This window comes from Frigoribacterium sp. Leaf415 (assembly GCF_001424645.1).
GTDB lineage: Bacteria > Actinomycetota > Actinomycetes > Actinomycetales > Microbacteriaceae > Frigoribacterium.
Genome location: NZ_LMQR01000001.1, coordinates 427042 through 444378 on the forward strand (window position 1 = coordinate 427042; position 17337 = coordinate 444378).

The following is a 17337-nucleotide window of genomic DNA, read 5'->3' on the forward strand; positions in this document are numbered from 1 at the left end:
ACCCGCGCCTCCTGAAGCCGCCCCGCGCCTCCTGAAGCCGCCCGGCGCCTCCTGAACCCGACCCGCGCACGCCTGCCGGTCAGAGGCGGGCGCGACGCGCCCGCACGACGCAGTACGCGCCGTAGGCCATGAGCCCCAGGGCGACGGCCGTCAGCACCACCACGCCGAACGGCAGGGCCGCGAGGGCCTTCAGGGCACCGTCGAGCCCCGTGGCCTCGCTCGGGTCCGCGGTGACGGCCGCGACCGCGAACAGCACGCCGACCACGGCGAGGGCGATCCCCTTGGCCACGTAGCCCGTCACCCCGAGGGCGACCGTGCCGCGCCCGGCGGCACCGCCCGGCAGCGTGAGGTCCTCGCGGAACTTCTGCTTCACGCCCTTGACGACGAAGTACGCCCCGACGGCCACGATGGCGAGCGCGACGACGACGAGCAACACGACGCCCCCGGGCGCGGCGAGCAGCCGGGCGCTGAGGGTCTGGGTCTGTCCCGAGCTGTCCGACGACGAGCCCCGGGCGAAGGTGAAGGCCGTGACGCCCACCGCGAGGTAGGCCACGCCCTTGCCGCCCTCCTTGGCGCGATCGGCCCAGGCGTCCTTGTCCGTCCCTCGGACGAGAGCGGCCTCGAGCAGCTGGAACAGGCCGAGCCCCCACAGCCCCACGACGATCAGCCACAGCAGGAACACCCCGGCCGGATGCGACGCGAACTGCCCGAGGGCGCCGCCCTGGTCGGCCTCGCCGCCACCGCCGAACGCCACGCCGAGCGCGATCACGCCGATCACGACGTGCAGCAGGCCGTTCATGGCGAAGCCGATGCGGGCGGCGGTCGTGAGGGCTCGGCTGTCCTGGAGGCGGCTGGCGGCGCCGCGGGCCTGGTCGCTGGTGTCGGGCATCGGTCCACCGTAGGGGAGAGCCGTCGACGCCGCCCTCGGCGCTCCGACGGGCGACCGCTCGTGCCCGCGCGCGGGACACCGAGCCGTGTACGTCACACGCCCTCGACACCGAATAGAATCGCCGGACGCAGGCGTGAGCCGTCCTCCGGCGCGCCCAGTCCCCTTCTCAGGAGTCACCGTGAGCTTGATCGTGCAGAAATTCGGCGGGTCGTCCGTCGCCGATGCCGAGAGCATCAAGCGCGTCGCCAAGCGCATCGTCGAGACGCGCAAGGCCGGCAACGACGTCGTCGTGGCCGTCAGCGCGATGGGCGACACCACCGACGAGCTGCTCGACCTGGCCAACGAGGTCAGTCCGCTTCCCGGCGGCCGCGAGCTCGACATGCTGCTCACCGCGGGCGAGCGCATCAGCATGGCCCTGCTCGCCATGGCCATCCGCAGCCTGGGCGTCGAGGCCCGTTCGTACACCGGCAGCCAGGCCGGCATGATCACCGACGCCCAGCACGGCAAGGCCCGCATCGTCGACGTGACGCCCGGCCGGGTGCGCGACGCGCTCGACGCCGGGTACGTGGCGATCGTCGCCGGCTTTCAGGGGTTCAACCGGTCCACGGGCGACATCACGACCCTCGGCCGAGGCGGCTCCGACACGACCGCCGTCGCCCTCGCCGCGGCGCTCGACGCCGACGTGTGCGAGATCTACACCGACGTCGACGGCGTCTTCACGGCCGACCCGCGCGTCGTGCCCAAGGCCCGCAAGCTCGACCGCGTCACGAGCGAAGAGATGCTCGAGCTCGCCGCCGCCGGGTCGAAGGTGCTCTACATCCGAGCCGTCGAGTACGCCCGACGCCACGGGGTCACCCTGCACGTCCGCTCGTCGTTCAACAACAACGAGGGCACGCTCGTCGTCAACCCGAAAGAGGGAGAGAACGTGGAAGAACCCATCATCAGCGGGGTCGCGGGCGACCTCAGCGAGGGCAAGATCACCGTCGTCGGCGTCCCCGACGTGCCGGGCAAGGCCGCCCAGATCTTCCGCACGGTCGCCAAGACCGGCGCCAACATCGACATGATCGTGCAGAACGTGTCGGCGGCGTCGACCAGCCGCACCGACATCTCGTTCACCCTGCCGAAGTCCGAGGGCGCCGTCGTGCTCCAGGCCCTCGAGTCCGACCGTGCCGAGATCGGCTTCGAGTCGCTGCAGTACGACGACCAGATCGGCAAGCTCGCGCTCGTCGGTGCGGGCATGCGCACCAACGCCGGCGTCTCGGCACGACTTTTCACGGCCCTCTTCGAGGCCGGCATCAACATCGAGATGATCTCGACCAGCGAGATCCGCATCTCGGTGGTCACCCGGGCCGACACCCTGAACGACGCCCTCCGCGTCGTCCACACGGCCTTCGGCCTCGACGCCGAGGTCGACGCGGTGGTCCACGGCGGCACCGGCCGCTGACGCGACCCGGTCCTCGACCAGGAGGCGCGCGCGGCACCCGCACCGCGCCTCCCGACCCTGCTCCCGCCGTCCCGGAACCCGCACCACCGAACCCTGCTCCATCGAACCCCGTACCACCGAACCCCCAGGAGGCACCCATGGCCGAAGGACTGCACGTCGGCGTGATCGGCGCGACCGGACAGGTCGGCAAGGTCATGCGCACGCTGCTCGACGAGCGCGACTTCCCGGTCGCCGAGATCCGCTTCTTCGCGACCGCCCGGTCGGCGGGCACGACCCTGCCGTTCCGCGGGGTCGAGATCGTCGTCGAGGACATCGAGACGGCCGATCCCGCCGGTCTCGACATCGCCCTCTTCTCGGCCGGGGCCACGGGCTCGCGGGCCCACGCGCCGCGGTTCGCGGCAGCCGGCGCGCTCGTCATCGACAACTCGAGCGCCTGGCGCATGGACCCCGAGGTGCCCCTGGTGGTCAGCGAGGTGAACCCCCATGCCCTCCGCGAGGCGGTGAAGGGCATCGTCGCCAACCCCAACTGCACGACCATGGCGGCCATGCCCGTGCTGAAGGTGCTCGACACCGAGGCCACCTTGCAGCGCCTGATCGTCAGCACCTACCAGGCCGTGTCGGGCAGCGGTCTCGCCGGCGCCGACGAGCTGCTGCAGCAGACCCGTGCCGCGATCGAGGGCGACACCATCGGCCTCGTGCACGACGGTCGCGCGGTCGACCTGCCCGAACCGGTGAAGTACGTCCGTCCCATCGCCTTCGACGTCATCCCGCTCGCGGGCAGCATCGTCGACGACGGCACGAACGAGACCGACGAAGAGAAGAAGCTGCGCAACGAGAGCCGCAAGATCCTCGAGCGCCCCGACCTGCTGGTCAGCGGGACGTGCGTCCGCGTGCCGGTCTTCACGGGGCACTCGCTCTCGATCAACGCCGAGTTCGCCTCGGACATCACGGTCGAGCGTGCCGAAGAACTGCTGCGCGACGCCCCCGGGGTGGTCCTCACGGACGTCCCGACCCCGCTCGAGGCGGCGGGAGCCGACCCGAGCTTCGTCGGCCGCATCCGTCACGACGAGGGCGTCCCCGGTCACCGTGGGCTCGCGCTCTTCATCAGCAACGACAACCTCCGCAAGGGTGCGGCGCTCAACGCGGTGCAGATCGCCGAGCTCGTCGCCGCCGAGCGCGCCGTCGCCTGATCCCTCGGCGCCGGTCGCCCGAAGGGCCGGTGACGCTTTGCACCCCGGTCTCTCGACATCGAGGAACCGGGGTGTCGTCGTCCGGTGACCACCCGGGGTCGCCGAGGGGGCCGGGCCTAGACTGACCTCGTGACCGATGCGAAGAAGCCCGTCGACGTAGCCCTCATCGGGGCCGGCATCATGAGTGCCACCCTCGGTGCCATGATCAAGCAGCTCGAGCCGAGCTGGACGATCCAGATCTACGAGGCGCTGGGCGACGTCGCCCTCGAATCGAGCAACCCCTGGAACAACGCGGGCACGGGCCACTCGGCCCTCTGCGAGCTCAACTACACGCCCGAGCGGTCGGACGGCACCATCGACACCTCGAGCGCCGTCAAGGTCAACGAGCAGTTCCAGGTCTCGCGGCAGTTCTGGTCGTTCCTCGTGGCCGAGGGGGCCCTGCCCCAGCCCGACGCCTTCATCAACTCGACCCCGCACATGAGCTTCGTCTGGGGTGAGAAGAACGTCGAGTACCTCCGCAAGCGCCACGAGGCACTGCGCGAGCACCCGCTGTTCCAGGGCCTCGAGTTCAGCACCGACGCGTCCGTCATCCGGTCGTGGGCGCCGGTCCTCATCCCGGGTCGGGCGAAGGGGCAGCCGATCGCGGCGACGCGCATCGCCGCCGGGACGGACGTCGACTTCGGGTCGCTCACGCGCCTCCTCTTCACGTACCTCCAGGGCGAGGGAGCGATCCTCGAAGTCGACCACCGCGTCACGAACCTCACGAAGCTCGCCGACGGCACGTGGCGGGTGGCCCTCCGCAAGCAGGTCGGCGGCACGCCCACGACGGTCGACGCACGCTTCGTGTTCGTCGGCGCCGGCGGGGGAGCCCTGCACCTGCTGCAGAAGTCGGGCATCGACGAGATCAAGGGCTTCGGCGGATTCCCGGTCAGCGGCGAGTTCCTGCGCTGCGACGACCCCGCGATCGTCGGCAAGCACCAGGCCAAGGTCTACGGCAAGGCCGCCGTCGGCTCGCCCCCGATGTCGGTGCCGCACCTCGACACCCGCGTCGTCGACGGGCAGGCCAGCCTGATGTTCGGGCCCTACGCCGGCTTCAGTCCGAAGTTCCTCAAGCACGGTTCGATGTTCGACCTGTTCGCGTCGATCCGTGCCCACAACCTCTACCCGATGATCCGTGCCGGCCTCGCCAACCTCTCGTTGGTCAAGTACCTCGTGGGGCAGTTGGCGGCGAGCAAGCAGACCAAGTTCGAGGCGCTGCGCGAGTTCATGCCCGACGCCGATCCGAAGGACTGGTACCGCATCACCGCCGGCCAGCGGGTGCAGGTCATCAAGAAGGACCGCAAGAAGGGCGGGGTGCTCCAGTTCGGCACCGAGGTGATCACGGCGGGCGACGGCACCATCGCGGGCCTGCTCGGTGCGTCCCCGGGGGCGTCCACGGCCGTGCCGATCATGCTCAGCGTGCTCGAGCGGTGCTTCCCCGACCGCATCGCCGCGTGGAAGCCGCGGCTCAACGCGATGATCCCGACCTACGGTGACGATCTCTCGTCCGACGAGCAGCGGGCCGCCTCGACCATCGGGGCGACCGCCGAGGCGCTGAACATCCACGCCTGAGGCCTCGTCCCGGGCGTCGCGTCCTCGTGTCGTGCGACGTGGGGTTTGACCCTGCTTCGAACGTGTGTTCGAATGGGGGCATGCGATGGTCCGAGCAAGCGGTCGACACCGAGAACGCCTCGGCGCTGCCCGGTCTGGCGCGGCTGAACAACCTGATCACCTCCGTCACGACACCCGAGTTCGCGGGGGTGACGTTCCACGAGGTGGTCGCGAAGAGCGCCCTCAACCGCGTCCCGGGCGGCGACTCGGCTCTGCCTTTCGGGTGGACGATCAATCCCTACCGCGGCTGCAGCCACGCCTGCGTGTACTGCTTCGCCCGTCCCACCCACGAGTACCTCGACCTCGACGGCGGCGACGACTTCGACCGGCAGATCGTCGTCAAGGTGAACGTCGCCGAGGTGCTCGCCCGCGAACTGCACCGCCCGACGTGGCAGCACCACCCGGTCGCTCTCGGCACGAACACCGACCCCTACCAACGTGCCGAGGGCCGGTACCGGCTCATGCCCGGCATCATCGCCGCCCTCGCCGACTCGGGCACCCCCTTCAGCATCCTGACGAAGGGCACGCTGTTGCGGCGCGACCTGCCCCTGCTCGCCGAGGCGGCGCAGCACGTGCCCGTCGACCTCGCCATGTCGATCGCCGTCTACGACGACGACCTGCAGCAGTCGGTCGAGCCGGGCACGCCGACGACGGCAGCCCGCCTGGCCACCGTCTCGGCGGCCCGCGAGCTGGGGTTGTCCTGCTCGGTCTTCATGATGCCCGTGCTGCCGTACCTCACCGACGGCCTCGACCACCTGCACGCGGCGCTCGCCGCCGTCCGCGACTCGGGTGCCTCGAGCGTCATGTACAGCGCCTTGCACCTCAAGCCCGGGGTCAAAGAGTGGTGGTTCGCCTGGCTCGAGCGTGAGCACCCCGAGCTCGTGGCCAAGTACCGTGCGCTCTACTCCCAGGGCACCTACGCGCCGACGGGCTACCGCTCCTGGCTGGCCGCACGTCTACGGCCCCTGTTGCGCGAGTACGGCCTCGAGAAGGGGCAGTCCGACCCGGCCATGGGGTCGATGCGCTCGGCGGCGCTCGACGACAGCGCGCGTTCCCTGCGACTGATGGGGCTGAACGGCGCCGGCACCGGCACGGGCACGGCAGCCGCCGGCTCCGCCGCCCTCCCGGGCATCCCCGACCTGTCGCTCGGTGCCGGTGGCTCCGCGGTCCCGCGGGCCCTCATCGCCCACGAGCTGCCGGGCGGGGCACGGTCGCAGCCGCGACTGTTCTGAGCCTGCAAGAGCCTGCGAGAGCCTGCGAGAGCCTGCGAGAGCCTGGGGCCGTCGGGCCACGGGGTCGGTGGGTCACGGGGTCGGCGGGTCCCTCCCCGGTCGGGTGGAACGGGGCACAAAACGAGCCACCTGCCCGCCCGGCGTGGTCGGTGGCCCCACATGTCGGGGTACAGCCCTGGTCCGCCTTCTGCCATGATCTCTCCTGACCCGAACGAGCCGAGGAGGCCCCATGCTGCTCGGCCTCCCGGCCCACCTCGCGCCCGCGGCCGTCGGCGACTCGGTGTCCAGGGCGTGTCACGCGATCGCGGCCACGGTCCTCGCGGCGGCGGCCGCCCTGTTGCTCTCGAAACAGGTCGCCACGCCCGACCTGCTGCTCTGGCCCGCCCTGGTCTCGCTCGCGCCGTTGGTGGTCCTGCTCGTCGTGGTCGAGCGCACGCGTTCGACGACGGCCCATCTCGCGTACCTGATCGTCGGGACCGCCGCCCTGTACTGGTACGCCGTCACGCTCTTCTCGCAGGTGGCCGCCGTGCAGGCGTCGGACGCCTTCTCGCTCTCGCTGCCCAAGATCGCCCTCATCATGGTCGGCAGCACCGCCGTCGGCCCACGCCGCGGTCTCCTCTGGTCGGCGGCGGGCTACGCGGCGGGCGAGCTCGCCACGCAGCTGGCGACCTGGCACACCGGGGCCTCCCTGCGGCTCGACGTCACCGCCCTGCTGGCGTTCGTCCTCGTGGCCGTGGTGTCGGGCCACGCCGAGGCGTCGCGAGGACGTGCTCGCAAGGCGCAGTCCCGGCTGCACCGGGCGGCGCTCGAGCAGCAGGTCCAGGGCATCCGCGTCGACATCGAGCAGCAGGCCGCCGCCCTCGTCCACGACACGATCCTCGGGCACCTCGCGGCCCTGGCGGTCGCCCGCCCCGGTCCCCTGTCGCGCGAGACCACCCGGTCGATCGCGGCCGACCTGGAGGTGCTCGTGGGGCGGGACTGGCTCTCGCCCGGCTCCGTGCCGCCCGAGGTCGCCGTGACGGCCGCCGACGACTGGGAGCGCAGTCGACTGCACGCGGCCGTCGAGCAGTCGCGGTCGGGTGGCCTCGAGGTGGCCGTGACGGGCGACGTCGCGGCGGTCGGTCGCCTCGACCCCGTCACCGGCGACGCGCTCGGACTGGCCGTCGCGCAGTGCCTCGTCAACGTGAGCCGCCACAGCGGGGCCGACCGGGCCGAGCTCGTCCTCTTCGGCGACGGCACCGACCTCACCGTGATGGTGATCGACGACGGCGTCGGCTTCGACACGGCGACGGTGGCCCCCGACCGTCTCGGCCTGACGACGTCCGTCGAGGCCCGTCTCGCACGCGTCGACGGTCACGTGCAGATCTGGTCGTCCCCCGGCAGCGGCACGTCGATCGTCCTGCGGGTCCCGTTCGCCGTCACGGCACCGGTGGTCGTCGCCGACGACGGGGTGCCCGCATGACCCTCGCCGCCCCTCCTCGACCCGGGGGGCGCGCCTCCGGCCGGTCACCCCAGCAGGTCGACCCCCTCGGCGCCCTGGCCGCCCGGCCGATCACCCTCGGGGCGGCCCTCGCCGCATGGCTCGTCGCCGTCGTCGACACGCTGCTGCGGGCCTCCGACGTGTCCTCGCCGTGGGCCGCGGCGGGCGCACTCGTCGCCGTGGCCGCGGGCGGTGTCGTGCTCGTCGCGTCGGCCGCGCCCCTGCGGGCGCCGTTCGGGCCCGGGGCGCTCTGGTGCGTCGCGGCGGCGTGCACGGCGGCGGGCGTCCTGTCCGCCCTGGCCACGGCCGGCAGTAACCCGTTCGTGCGGGACGACTGGGCGGGGATCGCCTCGGGGGTCCTCCTGCTCGGGGTGGCCCCGTACCGTTCGGCGCGCGAGATCCTCGCCGCCGGAGGCGCCGTGGCCGCGGTCCTCGCCGTCGTGGTCCTGGTCGAGGCGCCGGGCTTCGTCACACCGGTGCCCACCGCGTCGTACGTCGTGGTCGCCCTCACGCCGTTGCTTGCCCTGACGGCCGCCTCGGCGGCCTTCTCGCACGTCTTCGTCGCCCACGTCGAGGGGTGGGTCTCCCGGGCCACGGGGTTCCGCCGAGCCAGCACCGACGACCTCAGGGTGACCCTCGCCCGGTCGGTCCAGCAGGACCGCGTCACCGTGCTCAACCGCGAGGTCGTGCCGTTCTTCGCGCGACTGGTCGAGTCCGGTCGGATCGGCGAGGGGGACGCCGACGAGGCACGGCGCGTGGCCGACTCGTTGCGCGCCTCCCTGGTGGCCGACGCCGACGCGACGTGGCTGGCCCGGCGTCTCGCCGCGCCCGGTCGTCGGGTGCCGGCCGAGGTCGTCGACCCCGATCGGCTCGCCGATCGCCTGGGCCCGGAGCACCGCACCGCGCTCTGGGCGCTCTTCGCGGCGGTGGAGGACGTCGAGGTCGTCGACGCCCGCTCGCTCCGGGTCGTGCTCGAGGCCGGGGAGGCGCGGGTCGACATCGCCGTCGAGCTCGCGTTCGGGTCCTCGGCCGCTGCCGCACGACGGTCGCTCGCCCCCTGTCTGACCGTGCTCCGCCTCGTCTCGGGCGACCTGCGGGTCGACCGGGCACCCTCGCATCTGACACTAAGGTTTTCTTATGACCAGCACTGAGTCGAGCGGTCGCTCGTCCCATCGTCCGGGCTTCGGGAGGCCCGTCGCAGCACCCTCGTGGGCCACCGTCGGCCCGGGTTCCGACGCACCGCCCGCCCGTCGCGTCCGGCTCGCGATCCTCGACGACCACGAGGTGCTGCTCGACAGCCTGAGCAGCTGGATCAACGTCAACGCCTACGACTTCGACCTCGTCCTCACGGCACACACCTGGCTGCAGCTGGTGCACAGCGACAACTTCCCGACCGACCTCGTCTTCCTCGACTTCCAGTTGAAAGAGCCGGTCTCCATCGAGGCCCGCGTGCGCACCTGCCGGGCGGCCGGGGCCAAGGTCGTCGTGCTGTCGAGCCTCGACACCCGCGAGTCGCGCGAACGAGCCCTCGAGGCGGGGGCGTCGGCCTTCCTGTCGAAGACCCTGCCGATGCGCGAGGTGATGGACGCCGCCCGCCAGGTCATGGGGGTCGCCCGTGACAACTCGCCTCAGCGCGACTGGCGTCCGCTGCCGGCCGGTGCCGCGAACCAGACCAGGCCCAAGCTCAGCGCCGGCGAGGCCGAGGCGTTCCGGTTGTACGTCTCGGGTTTCAGCACCAACGAGGTCGCCGCGCAGATGAACGTCCAGTACGAGACGGCGAAGACCTTCCTCCGTCGGGTGCGCGAGAAGTACGCCAAGGCCAACCGACCGGCCAGCAAGAAGTCCGAGCTCATCCGTCGGGCGGCCGAAGACGGTTACCTCCAGTAGTGGCCAAGCTCTACTTCCGCTACGGCGCGATGAACAGCGGCAAGAGCACGGCTCTGCTGCAGGCGGCCTACAACTACGAAGAACGCGGTCAGCGCGTGTTGCTCGCCAAGCCGGGGGTCGACACGAAGGGCGACGACGCCATCGTCTCGCGGTTGGGAGTCACCCGGGCCGCGGACGTCACCTTCGCCCCCGACGACGAGGTCCGGCAGGTCTTCCTGGCCCGACGTGACGCCGTGCGCGACGAGACGGGCTCGAGCCTCGCCTGCCTGCTCGTGGACGAGGCGCAGTTCCTGGCGCCGCACCAGATCGACGACCTGCTGCGCATCGCGATCCTCGACGACGTCCCGGTGCTGGCCTACGGCATCCGGACGGATTTCCGCACGGTGGCCTTTCCCGGCAGTCGTCGGCTCCTCGAGGTGGCGCACTCGCTCGAAGAGCTCAAGACGATCTGCCGGTGCGGTCGAAAGGCGGTCTTCACGGCGCGTACGGTCGGCGACCGGTTCGTGTTCGACGGGGACCAGGTCGCGATCGACGGCCAGCAGGTGACGTACGAGTCGCTGTGCGGTGCCTGCTACCTCGCCGAGTCCGGCGGCCGTCTCGCCTGACCCCGGTCGGCCCCGCAGGGGGAGCCATCTGCCGTGTCGCCCGAGAGGTGAACCGATGAACGAAAAAGAGAATGGCTCCACCCGAGGGTGGAGCCATTTGCCGTGTCGCCCGAAGGGCGAACCAATGAACACAAAGAAATTGGCCCCACCCAAGGGTGGAGCCAATTTCGTGTCGCCCGAAGGGCGAACCAAAAAGCACAAAGAAATTGGCCCCACCCAAGGGTGGAGCCAATTTCTTGTCGGGGTAGCGGGATTCGAACCCACGACCTCCTCGTCCCGAACGAGGCGCGCTACCAAGCTGCGCCACACCCCGATGTCTTCGCGTTCTCACGTGAAGCAACCTGACAAGAATAGCCCATGTTCGGGCCTGCTCGTGTCACCCGGCGGAAGGTCAGGCCGTGAGGGTCACGATCACGGCTTCGGGCCGGCACGAGAACCGGACGGGGGCGTAGATCGAGGTGCCCAGGCCGGCCGAGATCTCGAGGTGTGCGGTCTTGCGGGCGTGGCTCCAGGTGGTCAGTCCGCTGACCTTGCTGCGAGGCAGGTCGCAGTTGGTGACGAGGGCGCCGTAGCCGGGCACCTGGACCTGTCCGCCGTGGGTGTGACCGCCGAAGATGACGTCGGCACCGTTGTTGACGAACGAGTTCAGGACGCGTTGGTAGGGAGCGTGGGTGACGCCGATGCTGATGGGGTCGGGCCCGCCTCGATCGTCCTGCCAACCGACGTTCTCGCGGAGGTCGTCGAGGGCGCCGGGGATGCGGTCGAGACGGTCCCAGCCGCGGTGCGCGTCGTTGACGCCGAACAGTTCGAGTCGCGAACCCCGCAGCTCGAGCGCCCGCGCCCTGTTGTTCAGGTCGAGCCAGCCGAGCTGATCGGTGAAGAAGGACTGCATCCGGTCGATGTCGAGGTCGACGGGCGTGCGGTGGGCCTTGCTCGGACCGCCGAAGTAGGCCAGAGGGTTCTTGGGGGAGGGGCCGTAGTAGTCGTTGGAGCCGTTGACGAAGACCCCGGGGACTCCCCGGAAGGGCTCGAGCGCGTACTCGAGTGCGGTGTGGGCGTCCTCGTGTCCGATGTTGTCACCGGTGTTGACGATGAGGTCGGGTTCGAGCACGGCGAGGCCGCGCACCCACTCCTGCTTCTCGGACTGCCAGGGGGCGAGGTGGAGGTCGGACAGGTGCAGGATCGTCAGCGTCCGGGAGCCGGGTTCGAGGACGGGCAACACCTCGTGCCGCACCGTGAACCGGTTGCGTTCGACGAACACTCCCCAGGCCAGTGCGCCGAGGCCGACGGCCGCGCCCGCTGCTGCGGTCACGGCCGTCGTCTGGAGGGCGCTGGGCCCGCCGATGTTTCGTGGGCTCACGCGCAGTTGCCCGGGTCGTTGCCGTCCTTGTCGCCGTAGACCGTCAGCCCGATGGCCGAGTCCTTCGCGACGGACGTGTTGGCGGCGGGATTCGTGGAGGCGACCTGGCAGGCGTTCTTCCCGTCTCCGGGGGTGAATCCTGCGATGGACACCTTGGACGTGTCGAAGCCGGCTCCACCGATCGACTTGACGGCGTCACCCACCTTCTGCCGCGTCACGTCGGGGACCGCTGCCGCACCGCTGCCGTCACTCGTGAAGACGGTCACCGTCGTCCCCTTGGAGACCACGGTGCCGAACGCGGGATCGGCGCCGATGACCTGGCCGGCGGGAGCCGCCGAGGGCTGGGTGCCACCGTCCGCGTAGACGAGCGAGACGCCCTTGAGGAGCGCCTGCGCGGCCGAAGGCGTGATGCCGGTCATGTCGGGCACGGCCACGCCCGATCCACGGAGGACCGAGCCCGACGCGTCACCGAAGGCGGTGCCCGGGTAGACCGTGTTGTTCACGGACTGGACGGCCTTGAAGAACTGCGGGCGGGCGTTCGCGTAGCTGCCGAAGCGGCTCTGGTTCGGTGACGTCACCGTGCGGAGGCTCTTCTTGCCACCGTCGGCGTTGCCCTGCCAGACCACGGTGGCGAGCTTCGTCGTGGCGCCGGCGATCCAGATCTGGTCCTTGGCGTCGGTGGTACCGGTCTTGCCGATCTCGGGGTACCCGTCGGCGGGGAGGCCGCCGACGGCCGTTCCGCTCCGCCACAGTCCCTGCATGGCCACGGCAGCGGCCGCGGCGACCTGGGGGTCGACCGCCTGGTTGCAGGTCTGGGGCTGGCCGCCGATGTCGGCGCCGTTGGCGTCCTTGATGTTGTCGACGATGATCGGCGTGCAGTAGGTGCCACCCGAGGCGATGCCGGCGTAGGCCGCAGCCATCGTCAAGGGTGCGATCTCGTCGGCCGAGCCGAGGATGGCGGACGCGTAGTCGTGCAGCGGAGCGCCGTCGGCGCGGTGGACGCCGAGCTTCTTCGCCACGCCCTGGATGTCGGCGATGTCGAGCTTCTCCGCCATGGCGGCGTAGGCCGTGTTCATCGACTTCGCCGTGGCGTCGGCGACGCTCATCTGCCCGGGCTGTTCGCCGGCGTCGTTCTTGGGCGCGTACTTGTTGCCGCGGCTGCCGTTGATCGTCATGTTGAAGGTCCGCGGCTTGGCGTTCACCGACTCGTAGATCCCGTGGCCCTGTTCGATCCAGTCGATCAGCGTGAACGGCTTGTAGGTCGATCCGGGCTGGAATCCGCCCGATCCGCCGTAGTCGTAGTCCGTGCTGTAGTTGACCGAGGTCAGCGTCGGGTCGGGGCTCACGACTTCGGAGAAGGCCGTGTTCTGCGCCATGACGATGACGCGGCCCGTCCCCGCCTCGACGGAGTCCACGACGCTGCCGAGCTTCAGGCGGTTCTCGGACGCCGGGGCGAACTTGTCGATCTGGGCCTTGGCGTTCTCGGTCAGGTCGAGGTTCAGGGTCGTGTAGACGCTGTAACCACCGGTGTTCCAGTTGGCCTGGCGTTCCTCGGGCGTGGAGCCGAGGACGGCGAGGTCCTTGATGCTCTTCTTCACGTAGTCGCAGAAGTACGCAGCCGAGGCGACGGTCACGGCTCCGCAACCCTGGGTCGGCGCCGTCAACACGACGTAGCTCTCGACCGGGGTCGCGAGGGAGGCGTCGGCCGTGGCCTGGTCGATGTCCTTCTCGGCGAGCATCGACTTGATGATGACGTCGCGCCGGGCCTTGTTGGCCGGGTACTTCTCGGGCGTCGACATGTTGCGCGAGTCGGGGTACTGCACGATCGCGATGAGGCTGGCGGCCTCGGGGACCGTGAGGTCGGCCGCGCTCTTGTTGAAGTAGTGCTGTGCGGCGGCCTGCACGCCGTAGGTCTGGTCGCCGAAGTAGGCGATGTTGAGGTAGGCCAGCAGGATGTCGTCCTTGCTGTACTTCTTCTCGAGCCCGATCGCGAACTTCATCTCTTCCAGCTTGCGGTCGAGGGTCGTGGTGGTCGCCTCTTTGTAGGCGGCGTCCCGCTCGTCCGCGGTCGGCAGCTGCTGCGACTGCGCGATGCGGATGTTGCGCACGAGCTGCATCGTCAGGGTCGAGCCACCACCGCTCGCACCGAGCTCGCCGGCGCCTGCCGAGCCGACGGCCGCGCGCACCAGGGAGGTGACGTCGACGCCGCCGTGCTCGTAGAAGCGCCGGTCCTCGCCGGCGACGACGGCGGTCTTCAGGTTCTCGCTGACCTGGTCCCACTTGAGCTCGACGCGGTTCTCGCTGTAGAGGGTCGCGAAGGGCACCTGCTGCCCGCCCTGGGTCGCGTACAGCGTGTTGCGCTGCTGCAGCTTGCCGATCTCGATGTACTCGGGGATCGACTCGAAGACTCCGATCGAACTCGAGGCCGTCATGCCGGCGACCGCGATGGCCGGCGTCACGCCGATGGTCACCAGGAGGCCGGCCAGGACGCTGAAGCCGACGAATCCGAAGAGTGCCCCGATGGCGGACGTGGGCTTCGATTTTTGGGCAGACATAGGATCAGGGTAAGCGACATCGCCGATTTTCAAGCTGAACGGAAGCCGAAATGGTCCTTTGGGAGTACACGACGACGCCCCTGCTGGTGCACAACAGCACGGCGATCCTCAACAACTGGGGCTCCGACGGGTGGGAACTCGTCCAGGTGACCCAGGGCCCCGAGGGTGGTCCCGTCGCGTGGCTCAAGCGCCCCCGGCAGGACGCCTGATGGCGACCGTCGACGAACGCTTGGCCGAGCTCGGCCTCGTCCTCCCGCCCGTCGCGGCGCCCGCGGGCTCGTACGTCCCGGCCCTCCGCACGGGGTCGCTCGTCTACACGGCGGGTCAGCTGCCGTTCGTCGACGGCCGGCTGCCGGCCACGGGCAAGGTGGGTGACGGTCACGGCCTCGTCCAGCCCGCCGACGCCCAGGCGATGGCGGCGACCTGCGTGCTGAACGCCCTGGCCGCCGCGGCGACGGTCCTGGACTCGCTCGACGACGTCGTCCGCGTCGTGAAACTGACCGGATTCGTGGCCTCCGATCCCGACTTCTCGGGCCAGCCCGGGGTGATCAACGGCGCCTCCGACCTCCTCGGGCAGATCTTCGGTGAGGCCGGGCGTCACGCCCGCAGCGCCGTGGGGGTCGCGGTGTTGCCGCTCGACTCGCCCGTCGAGGTCGAGCTCGTCCTCGAGGTCCGCTGACGCGCCTCCTCGTCCGGTCACGACGACGGCCCCTCCTCACGACGAGGAGGGGCCGTCGTGGTGCCGGGGTCAGCGCATCTCGGCGGTGATCACCGACATGACCGACGTGTCCGCCAGCGTGGTCGTGTCGCCGACCTCGCGGCCCTCGGCCACGTCCCGCAGCAGGCGGCGCATGATCTTGCCCGAGCGCGTCTTCGGCAGCTCGTCGACGAGCACGACGGTGCGGGGACGCGCGATGGCGCCGATCTGGTGGGCGACGTGCGCGCGCAACGCGGCCACCGCCTCCTCGGGGGTCTGCGTCGTCTTCGCCTTGTTCCGCAGGATGACGAACGCCACCACCGCCTGACCGGTGGTCTCGTCGGCCGCACCGACGACCGCGGACTCGGCGACGATCGGGTGCGACACGAGGGCCGACTCGATCTCGGCGGTCGACAGGCGGTGACCCGAGACGTTCATCACGTCGTCGACGCGGCCGAGCAGCCAGATGTCGCCGTCCTCGTCGCGGCGGGCGCCGTCTCCGGCGAAGTAGCGATCGCCGAACCGGCTCCAGTACGTCTCGACGTAGCGGTCGGGATCGCCCCAGATGCCCCGCAGCATCGACGGCCAGGGCTCGGAGACGACCAGCAGTCCGCTCTCGCCGTTCGCCACGGGAGTGCCGTGGTCGTCCACCACGTCCACCGAGATGCCCGGCAGGGGGGTCTGGGCCGACCCGGGTTTGGTGGTCGTGACGCCCGGCAGCGGCGAGATCATCTGCGCTCCCGTCTCGGTCTGCCACCACGTGTCGACGATGGGCGTTCGGCCGGCGCCGATCACCTCGCGGAACCACAGCCAGGCCTCCGGGTTGATCGGCTCGCCGACCGACCCGAGGAGGCGCAACGACGTCAGGTCGCGGGCCCCCGGGATCTCCCTCCCGGACTTCATGAAGCCCCGGATGGCCGTCGGCGCCGTGTAGAAGATCGTCACGCCGTACTTCTCGACGAGGTCCCACCAGCGGCCCGGCTCGGGGAAGTCGGGCGTGCCCTCGTAGAGCACCTGCGTCGCACCGTTGGCGAGCGGGCCGTAGACGACGTAGCTGTGCCCGGTGATCCACCCGACGTCCGCCGTGCACCAGTAGACGTCGGTCTCGGGGCGCAGGTCGAAGACGACGGAGTGCGTGTAGGCGACCTGGGTGAGGTAGCCGCCCGAGGTGTGCAGGATGCCCTTGGGCTTCCCGGTCGTGCCGCTCGTGTAGAGGATGAAGAGCGGGTGCTCGGCCTCGAAGGGTTCGGCGACGTGCTCGTCGTCGACGGTCTCGATCGCGTCGTGCCACCAGACGTCGCGGCCGTCGGTCCAGTCGACGTCGTTGCCGCCTCGCCGGACGACGAGGACGTGTTGGACCGTGGAGTCGCCGTCCACCGCCAGGGCCTCGTCGACGGCGGCCTTGAGAGGGGACACCGCCCCCTTGCGCCAGCCGCCGTCCGCCGTGACGACCAGGCGGGCTCCGGCGTCGTCGATGCGCGCCCGGAGGCTCTCGGCGCTGAAGCCGCCGAAGACGACCGAGTGGACGGCTCCGATCCGGGCCACGGCCAACATGGTCACCACGGCCTCGGGGATCTGCGGGAGGTAGACGACGACGCGGTCCCCGGCCTGCACGCCGAGCGACAGCAGCAGGTTCGCCGCGCGCTTGACCTCGCGCGTCAGCTCGGCGTACGTGAGAGAGCGTGCGTCACCGGGCTCGCCCTCCCAGTGGAGCGCCACGCGGTCGCCGTTTCCGGCCTCGACGTGACGGTCGAGGCAGTTGTAGGCGACGTTGAGCGTGCCGTCGGCGAACCACCGGGCGAAGGGCGCGTCCGACCAGTCCAGCGTCTCGGTCGGGACCTGAGCCCAGGTGAGCCGCTCGCGCGCCTGATCGCCCCAGAAGGCGAGGCGGTCGGCAGCGGCTCGTCCGGCGAGGTCGGAGCCGGCGACGGCCGTCCGGACGAAGTCGGCAGGCGGGGCGAAGGTGCGTCCTTCGGTGGGCTGGTCGTCGGTGCCGTCGAGCATCGGAAGTCCTCTCGCGTCGTTGCGTGAACCGCGGCACGGAGCCGCGCCGACGACCTTACTCCGGACGTCCCGCCGGGCAGGGGCAGGCGACGCGCCCAGCACGGGAGGACGACGTGGTGTTCCGGAGTCGTTCTGGGGTACACTTGACGAGTCGGATTCAATTCCGACGTGCGTCGCGCTGATTCCCCCCAATCGCCCGACGCACGTGGCGGCACCGGTTCCCCCCAATCGGTGCCGCCCCTCTCTTTTAACCCGGTGGTCGCCCGGGTGGTCGGTCGGCTCGTCCCCAGTGGGGGAGACGTGCGATCCATCCCCACAGCGATCTACCGATCTGTCTGTTCCCG

The 17337-nt window shown here is 70.6% G+C and carries 14 protein-coding genes and 1 tRNA gene; 10 read left to right on the forward strand and 5 right to left on the reverse strand.

The annotated features are described in order from the left end of the window. Positions 1-79: 79 nt before the first annotated feature. Complete coding sequence (locus tag ASG28_RS02040; RefSeq protein WP_055971463.1) at positions 80-889, reverse strand: DUF1206 domain-containing protein; 810 nt, start codon at positions 887-889, stop codon at positions 80-82. A 178-nt stretch (positions 890-1067) separates the two neighbouring features. On the opposite strand from ASG28_RS02040, the gene ASG28_RS02045 reads away from it, so the two are divergent. The 8 genes from ASG28_RS02045 to ASG28_RS02080 all read left to right on the forward strand — a co-directional run bounded on the left by ASG28_RS02045 (position 1068) and on the right by ASG28_RS02080 (position 10377). Then, a complete protein-coding gene (locus ASG28_RS02045) occupies positions 1068-2333 on the forward strand; it encodes an aspartate kinase (RefSeq protein ID WP_055971466.1) in 1266 nt (421 codons plus the stop codon). A gap of 137 nt (positions 2334-2470) precedes the next feature. Next, positions 2471-3523 (forward strand): aspartate-semialdehyde dehydrogenase, encoded by a 1053-nt coding sequence (locus tag ASG28_RS02050; RefSeq protein WP_055971469.1) that lies wholly within the window; start codon positions 2471-2473, stop codon positions 3521-3523. A 129-nt stretch (positions 3524-3652) separates the two neighbouring features. Next, the gene (locus tag ASG28_RS02055; RefSeq protein ID WP_082454245.1) at positions 3653-5134 is read left to right on the forward strand and encodes a malate:quinone oxidoreductase; all 1482 of its coding nucleotides are present in this window, start codon (positions 3653-3655) and stop codon (positions 5132-5134) included. An 80-nt stretch (positions 5135-5214) separates the two neighbouring features. Then, on the forward strand, positions 5215-6405 hold the full coding sequence (locus ASG28_RS02060) for an Rv2578c family radical SAM protein (protein ID WP_082454247.1): 1191 nt from the start codon (positions 5215-5217) through the stop codon (positions 6403-6405). Between the two features lie 229 nt (positions 6406-6634). After that, on the forward strand, positions 6635-7867 hold the full coding sequence (locus ASG28_RS02065) for a sensor histidine kinase (protein ID WP_055971471.1): 1233 nt from the start codon (positions 6635-6637) through the stop codon (positions 7865-7867). After that, positions 7864-9036, forward strand: coding sequence for a hypothetical protein (locus ASG28_RS02070; RefSeq protein ID WP_055971474.1), 1173 nt, complete (start codon positions 7864-7866; stop codon positions 9034-9036). The genes ASG28_RS02065 and ASG28_RS02070 overlap by 4 nt, the downstream gene beginning before the upstream one ends. After that, positions 9023-9772, forward strand: a complete 750-nt coding sequence (locus tag ASG28_RS02075) for a response regulator transcription factor (RefSeq protein ID WP_082454248.1) — start codon at positions 9023-9025, stop codon at positions 9770-9772. The genes ASG28_RS02070 and ASG28_RS02075 overlap by 14 nt, the downstream gene beginning before the upstream one ends. Then, positions 9772-10377: a thymidine kinase gene (locus tag ASG28_RS02080; protein WP_043594787.1), complete on the forward strand. Its 606-nt coding sequence runs from the start codon at positions 9772-9774 to the stop codon at positions 10375-10377. Before ASG28_RS02075 ends, ASG28_RS02080 begins: the two co-directional genes overlap by 1 nt. 239 nt (positions 10378-10616) lie before the next feature. Here the strand turns inward: ASG28_RS02080 and ASG28_RS02085 are convergent. From ASG28_RS02085 to ASG28_RS02095, 3 genes are all read right to left on the reverse strand, one after another. Further along, a tRNA-Pro gene (locus ASG28_RS02085) sits at positions 10617-10690 on the reverse strand. A 78-nt stretch (positions 10691-10768) separates the two neighbouring features. After that, the gene (locus ASG28_RS02090) at positions 10769-11689 is read right to left on the reverse strand and encodes a metallophosphoesterase (protein ID WP_235477473.1); all 921 of its coding nucleotides are present in this window, start codon (positions 11687-11689) and stop codon (positions 10769-10771) included. Positions 11690-11733: 44 nt separating this feature from the next. After that, positions 11734-14292 carry a transglycosylase domain-containing protein gene (locus ASG28_RS02095; RefSeq protein ID WP_055971480.1) on the reverse strand — a complete coding sequence of 853 codons (2559 nt, stop codon included), beginning with the start codon at positions 14290-14292 and terminating at the stop codon, positions 11734-11736. Between the two features lie 50 nt (positions 14293-14342). On the opposite strand from ASG28_RS02095, the gene ASG28_RS16705 reads away from it, so the two are divergent. Both ASG28_RS16705 and ASG28_RS02100 read left to right on the forward strand, forming a co-directional pair. Further along, the gene (locus ASG28_RS16705; RefSeq protein WP_167599048.1) at positions 14343-14501 is read left to right on the forward strand and encodes a hypothetical protein; all 159 of its coding nucleotides are present in this window, start codon (positions 14343-14345) and stop codon (positions 14499-14501) included. Beyond that, positions 14501-14971: a RidA family protein gene (locus ASG28_RS02100; RefSeq protein ID WP_055971482.1), complete on the forward strand. Its 471-nt coding sequence runs from the start codon at positions 14501-14503 to the stop codon at positions 14969-14971. The genes ASG28_RS16705 and ASG28_RS02100 overlap by 1 nt, the downstream gene beginning before the upstream one ends. A gap of 69 nt (positions 14972-15040) precedes the next feature. On the opposite strand, the gene acs is transcribed toward ASG28_RS02100, so the two are convergent. After that, the gene (gene acs / locus ASG28_RS02105; protein WP_055971485.1) at positions 15041-16993 is read right to left on the reverse strand and encodes an acetate--CoA ligase; all 1953 of its coding nucleotides are present in this window, start codon (positions 16991-16993) and stop codon (positions 15041-15043) included. Positions 16994-17337: the final 344 nt, after the last annotated feature.

Coding starts and splice junctions, on each gene's coding strand:
- ASG28_RS02040 (WP_055971463.1), bottom strand. CDS start 889: ATGCCCGACACCAGCGACCAGGCCCGCGGCGCCGCCAGCCGCCTCCAG.
- ASG28_RS02050 (WP_055971469.1), top strand. CDS start 2,471: ATGGCCGAAGGACTGCACGTCGGCGTGATCGGCGCGACCGGACAGGTC.
- ASG28_RS02060 (WP_082454247.1), top strand. CDS start 5,215: ATGCGATGGTCCGAGCAAGCGGTCGACACCGAGAACGCCTCGGCGCTG.
- ASG28_RS02065 (WP_055971471.1), top strand. CDS start 6,635: ATGCTGCTCGGCCTCCCGGCCCACCTCGCGCCCGCGGCCGTCGGCGAC.
- ASG28_RS02070 (WP_055971474.1), top strand. CDS start 7,864: ATGACCCTCGCCGCCCCTCCTCGACCCGGGGGGCGCGCCTCCGGCCGG.
- ASG28_RS02075 (WP_082454248.1), top strand. CDS start 9,023: ATGACCAGCACTGAGTCGAGCGGTCGCTCGTCCCATCGTCCGGGCTTC.
- ASG28_RS02095 (WP_055971480.1), bottom strand. CDS start 14,292: ATGTCTGCCCAAAAATCGAAGCCCACGTCCGCCATCGGGGCACTCTTC.
- ASG28_RS16705 (WP_167599048.1), top strand. CDS start 14,343: ATGGTCCTTTGGGAGTACACGACGACGCCCCTGCTGGTGCACAACAGC.
- ASG28_RS02100 (WP_055971482.1), top strand. CDS start 14,501: ATGGCGACCGTCGACGAACGCTTGGCCGAGCTCGGCCTCGTCCTCCCG.
- acs (WP_055971485.1), bottom strand. CDS start 16,993: ATGCTCGACGGCACCGACGACCAGCCCACCGAAGGACGCACCTTCGCC.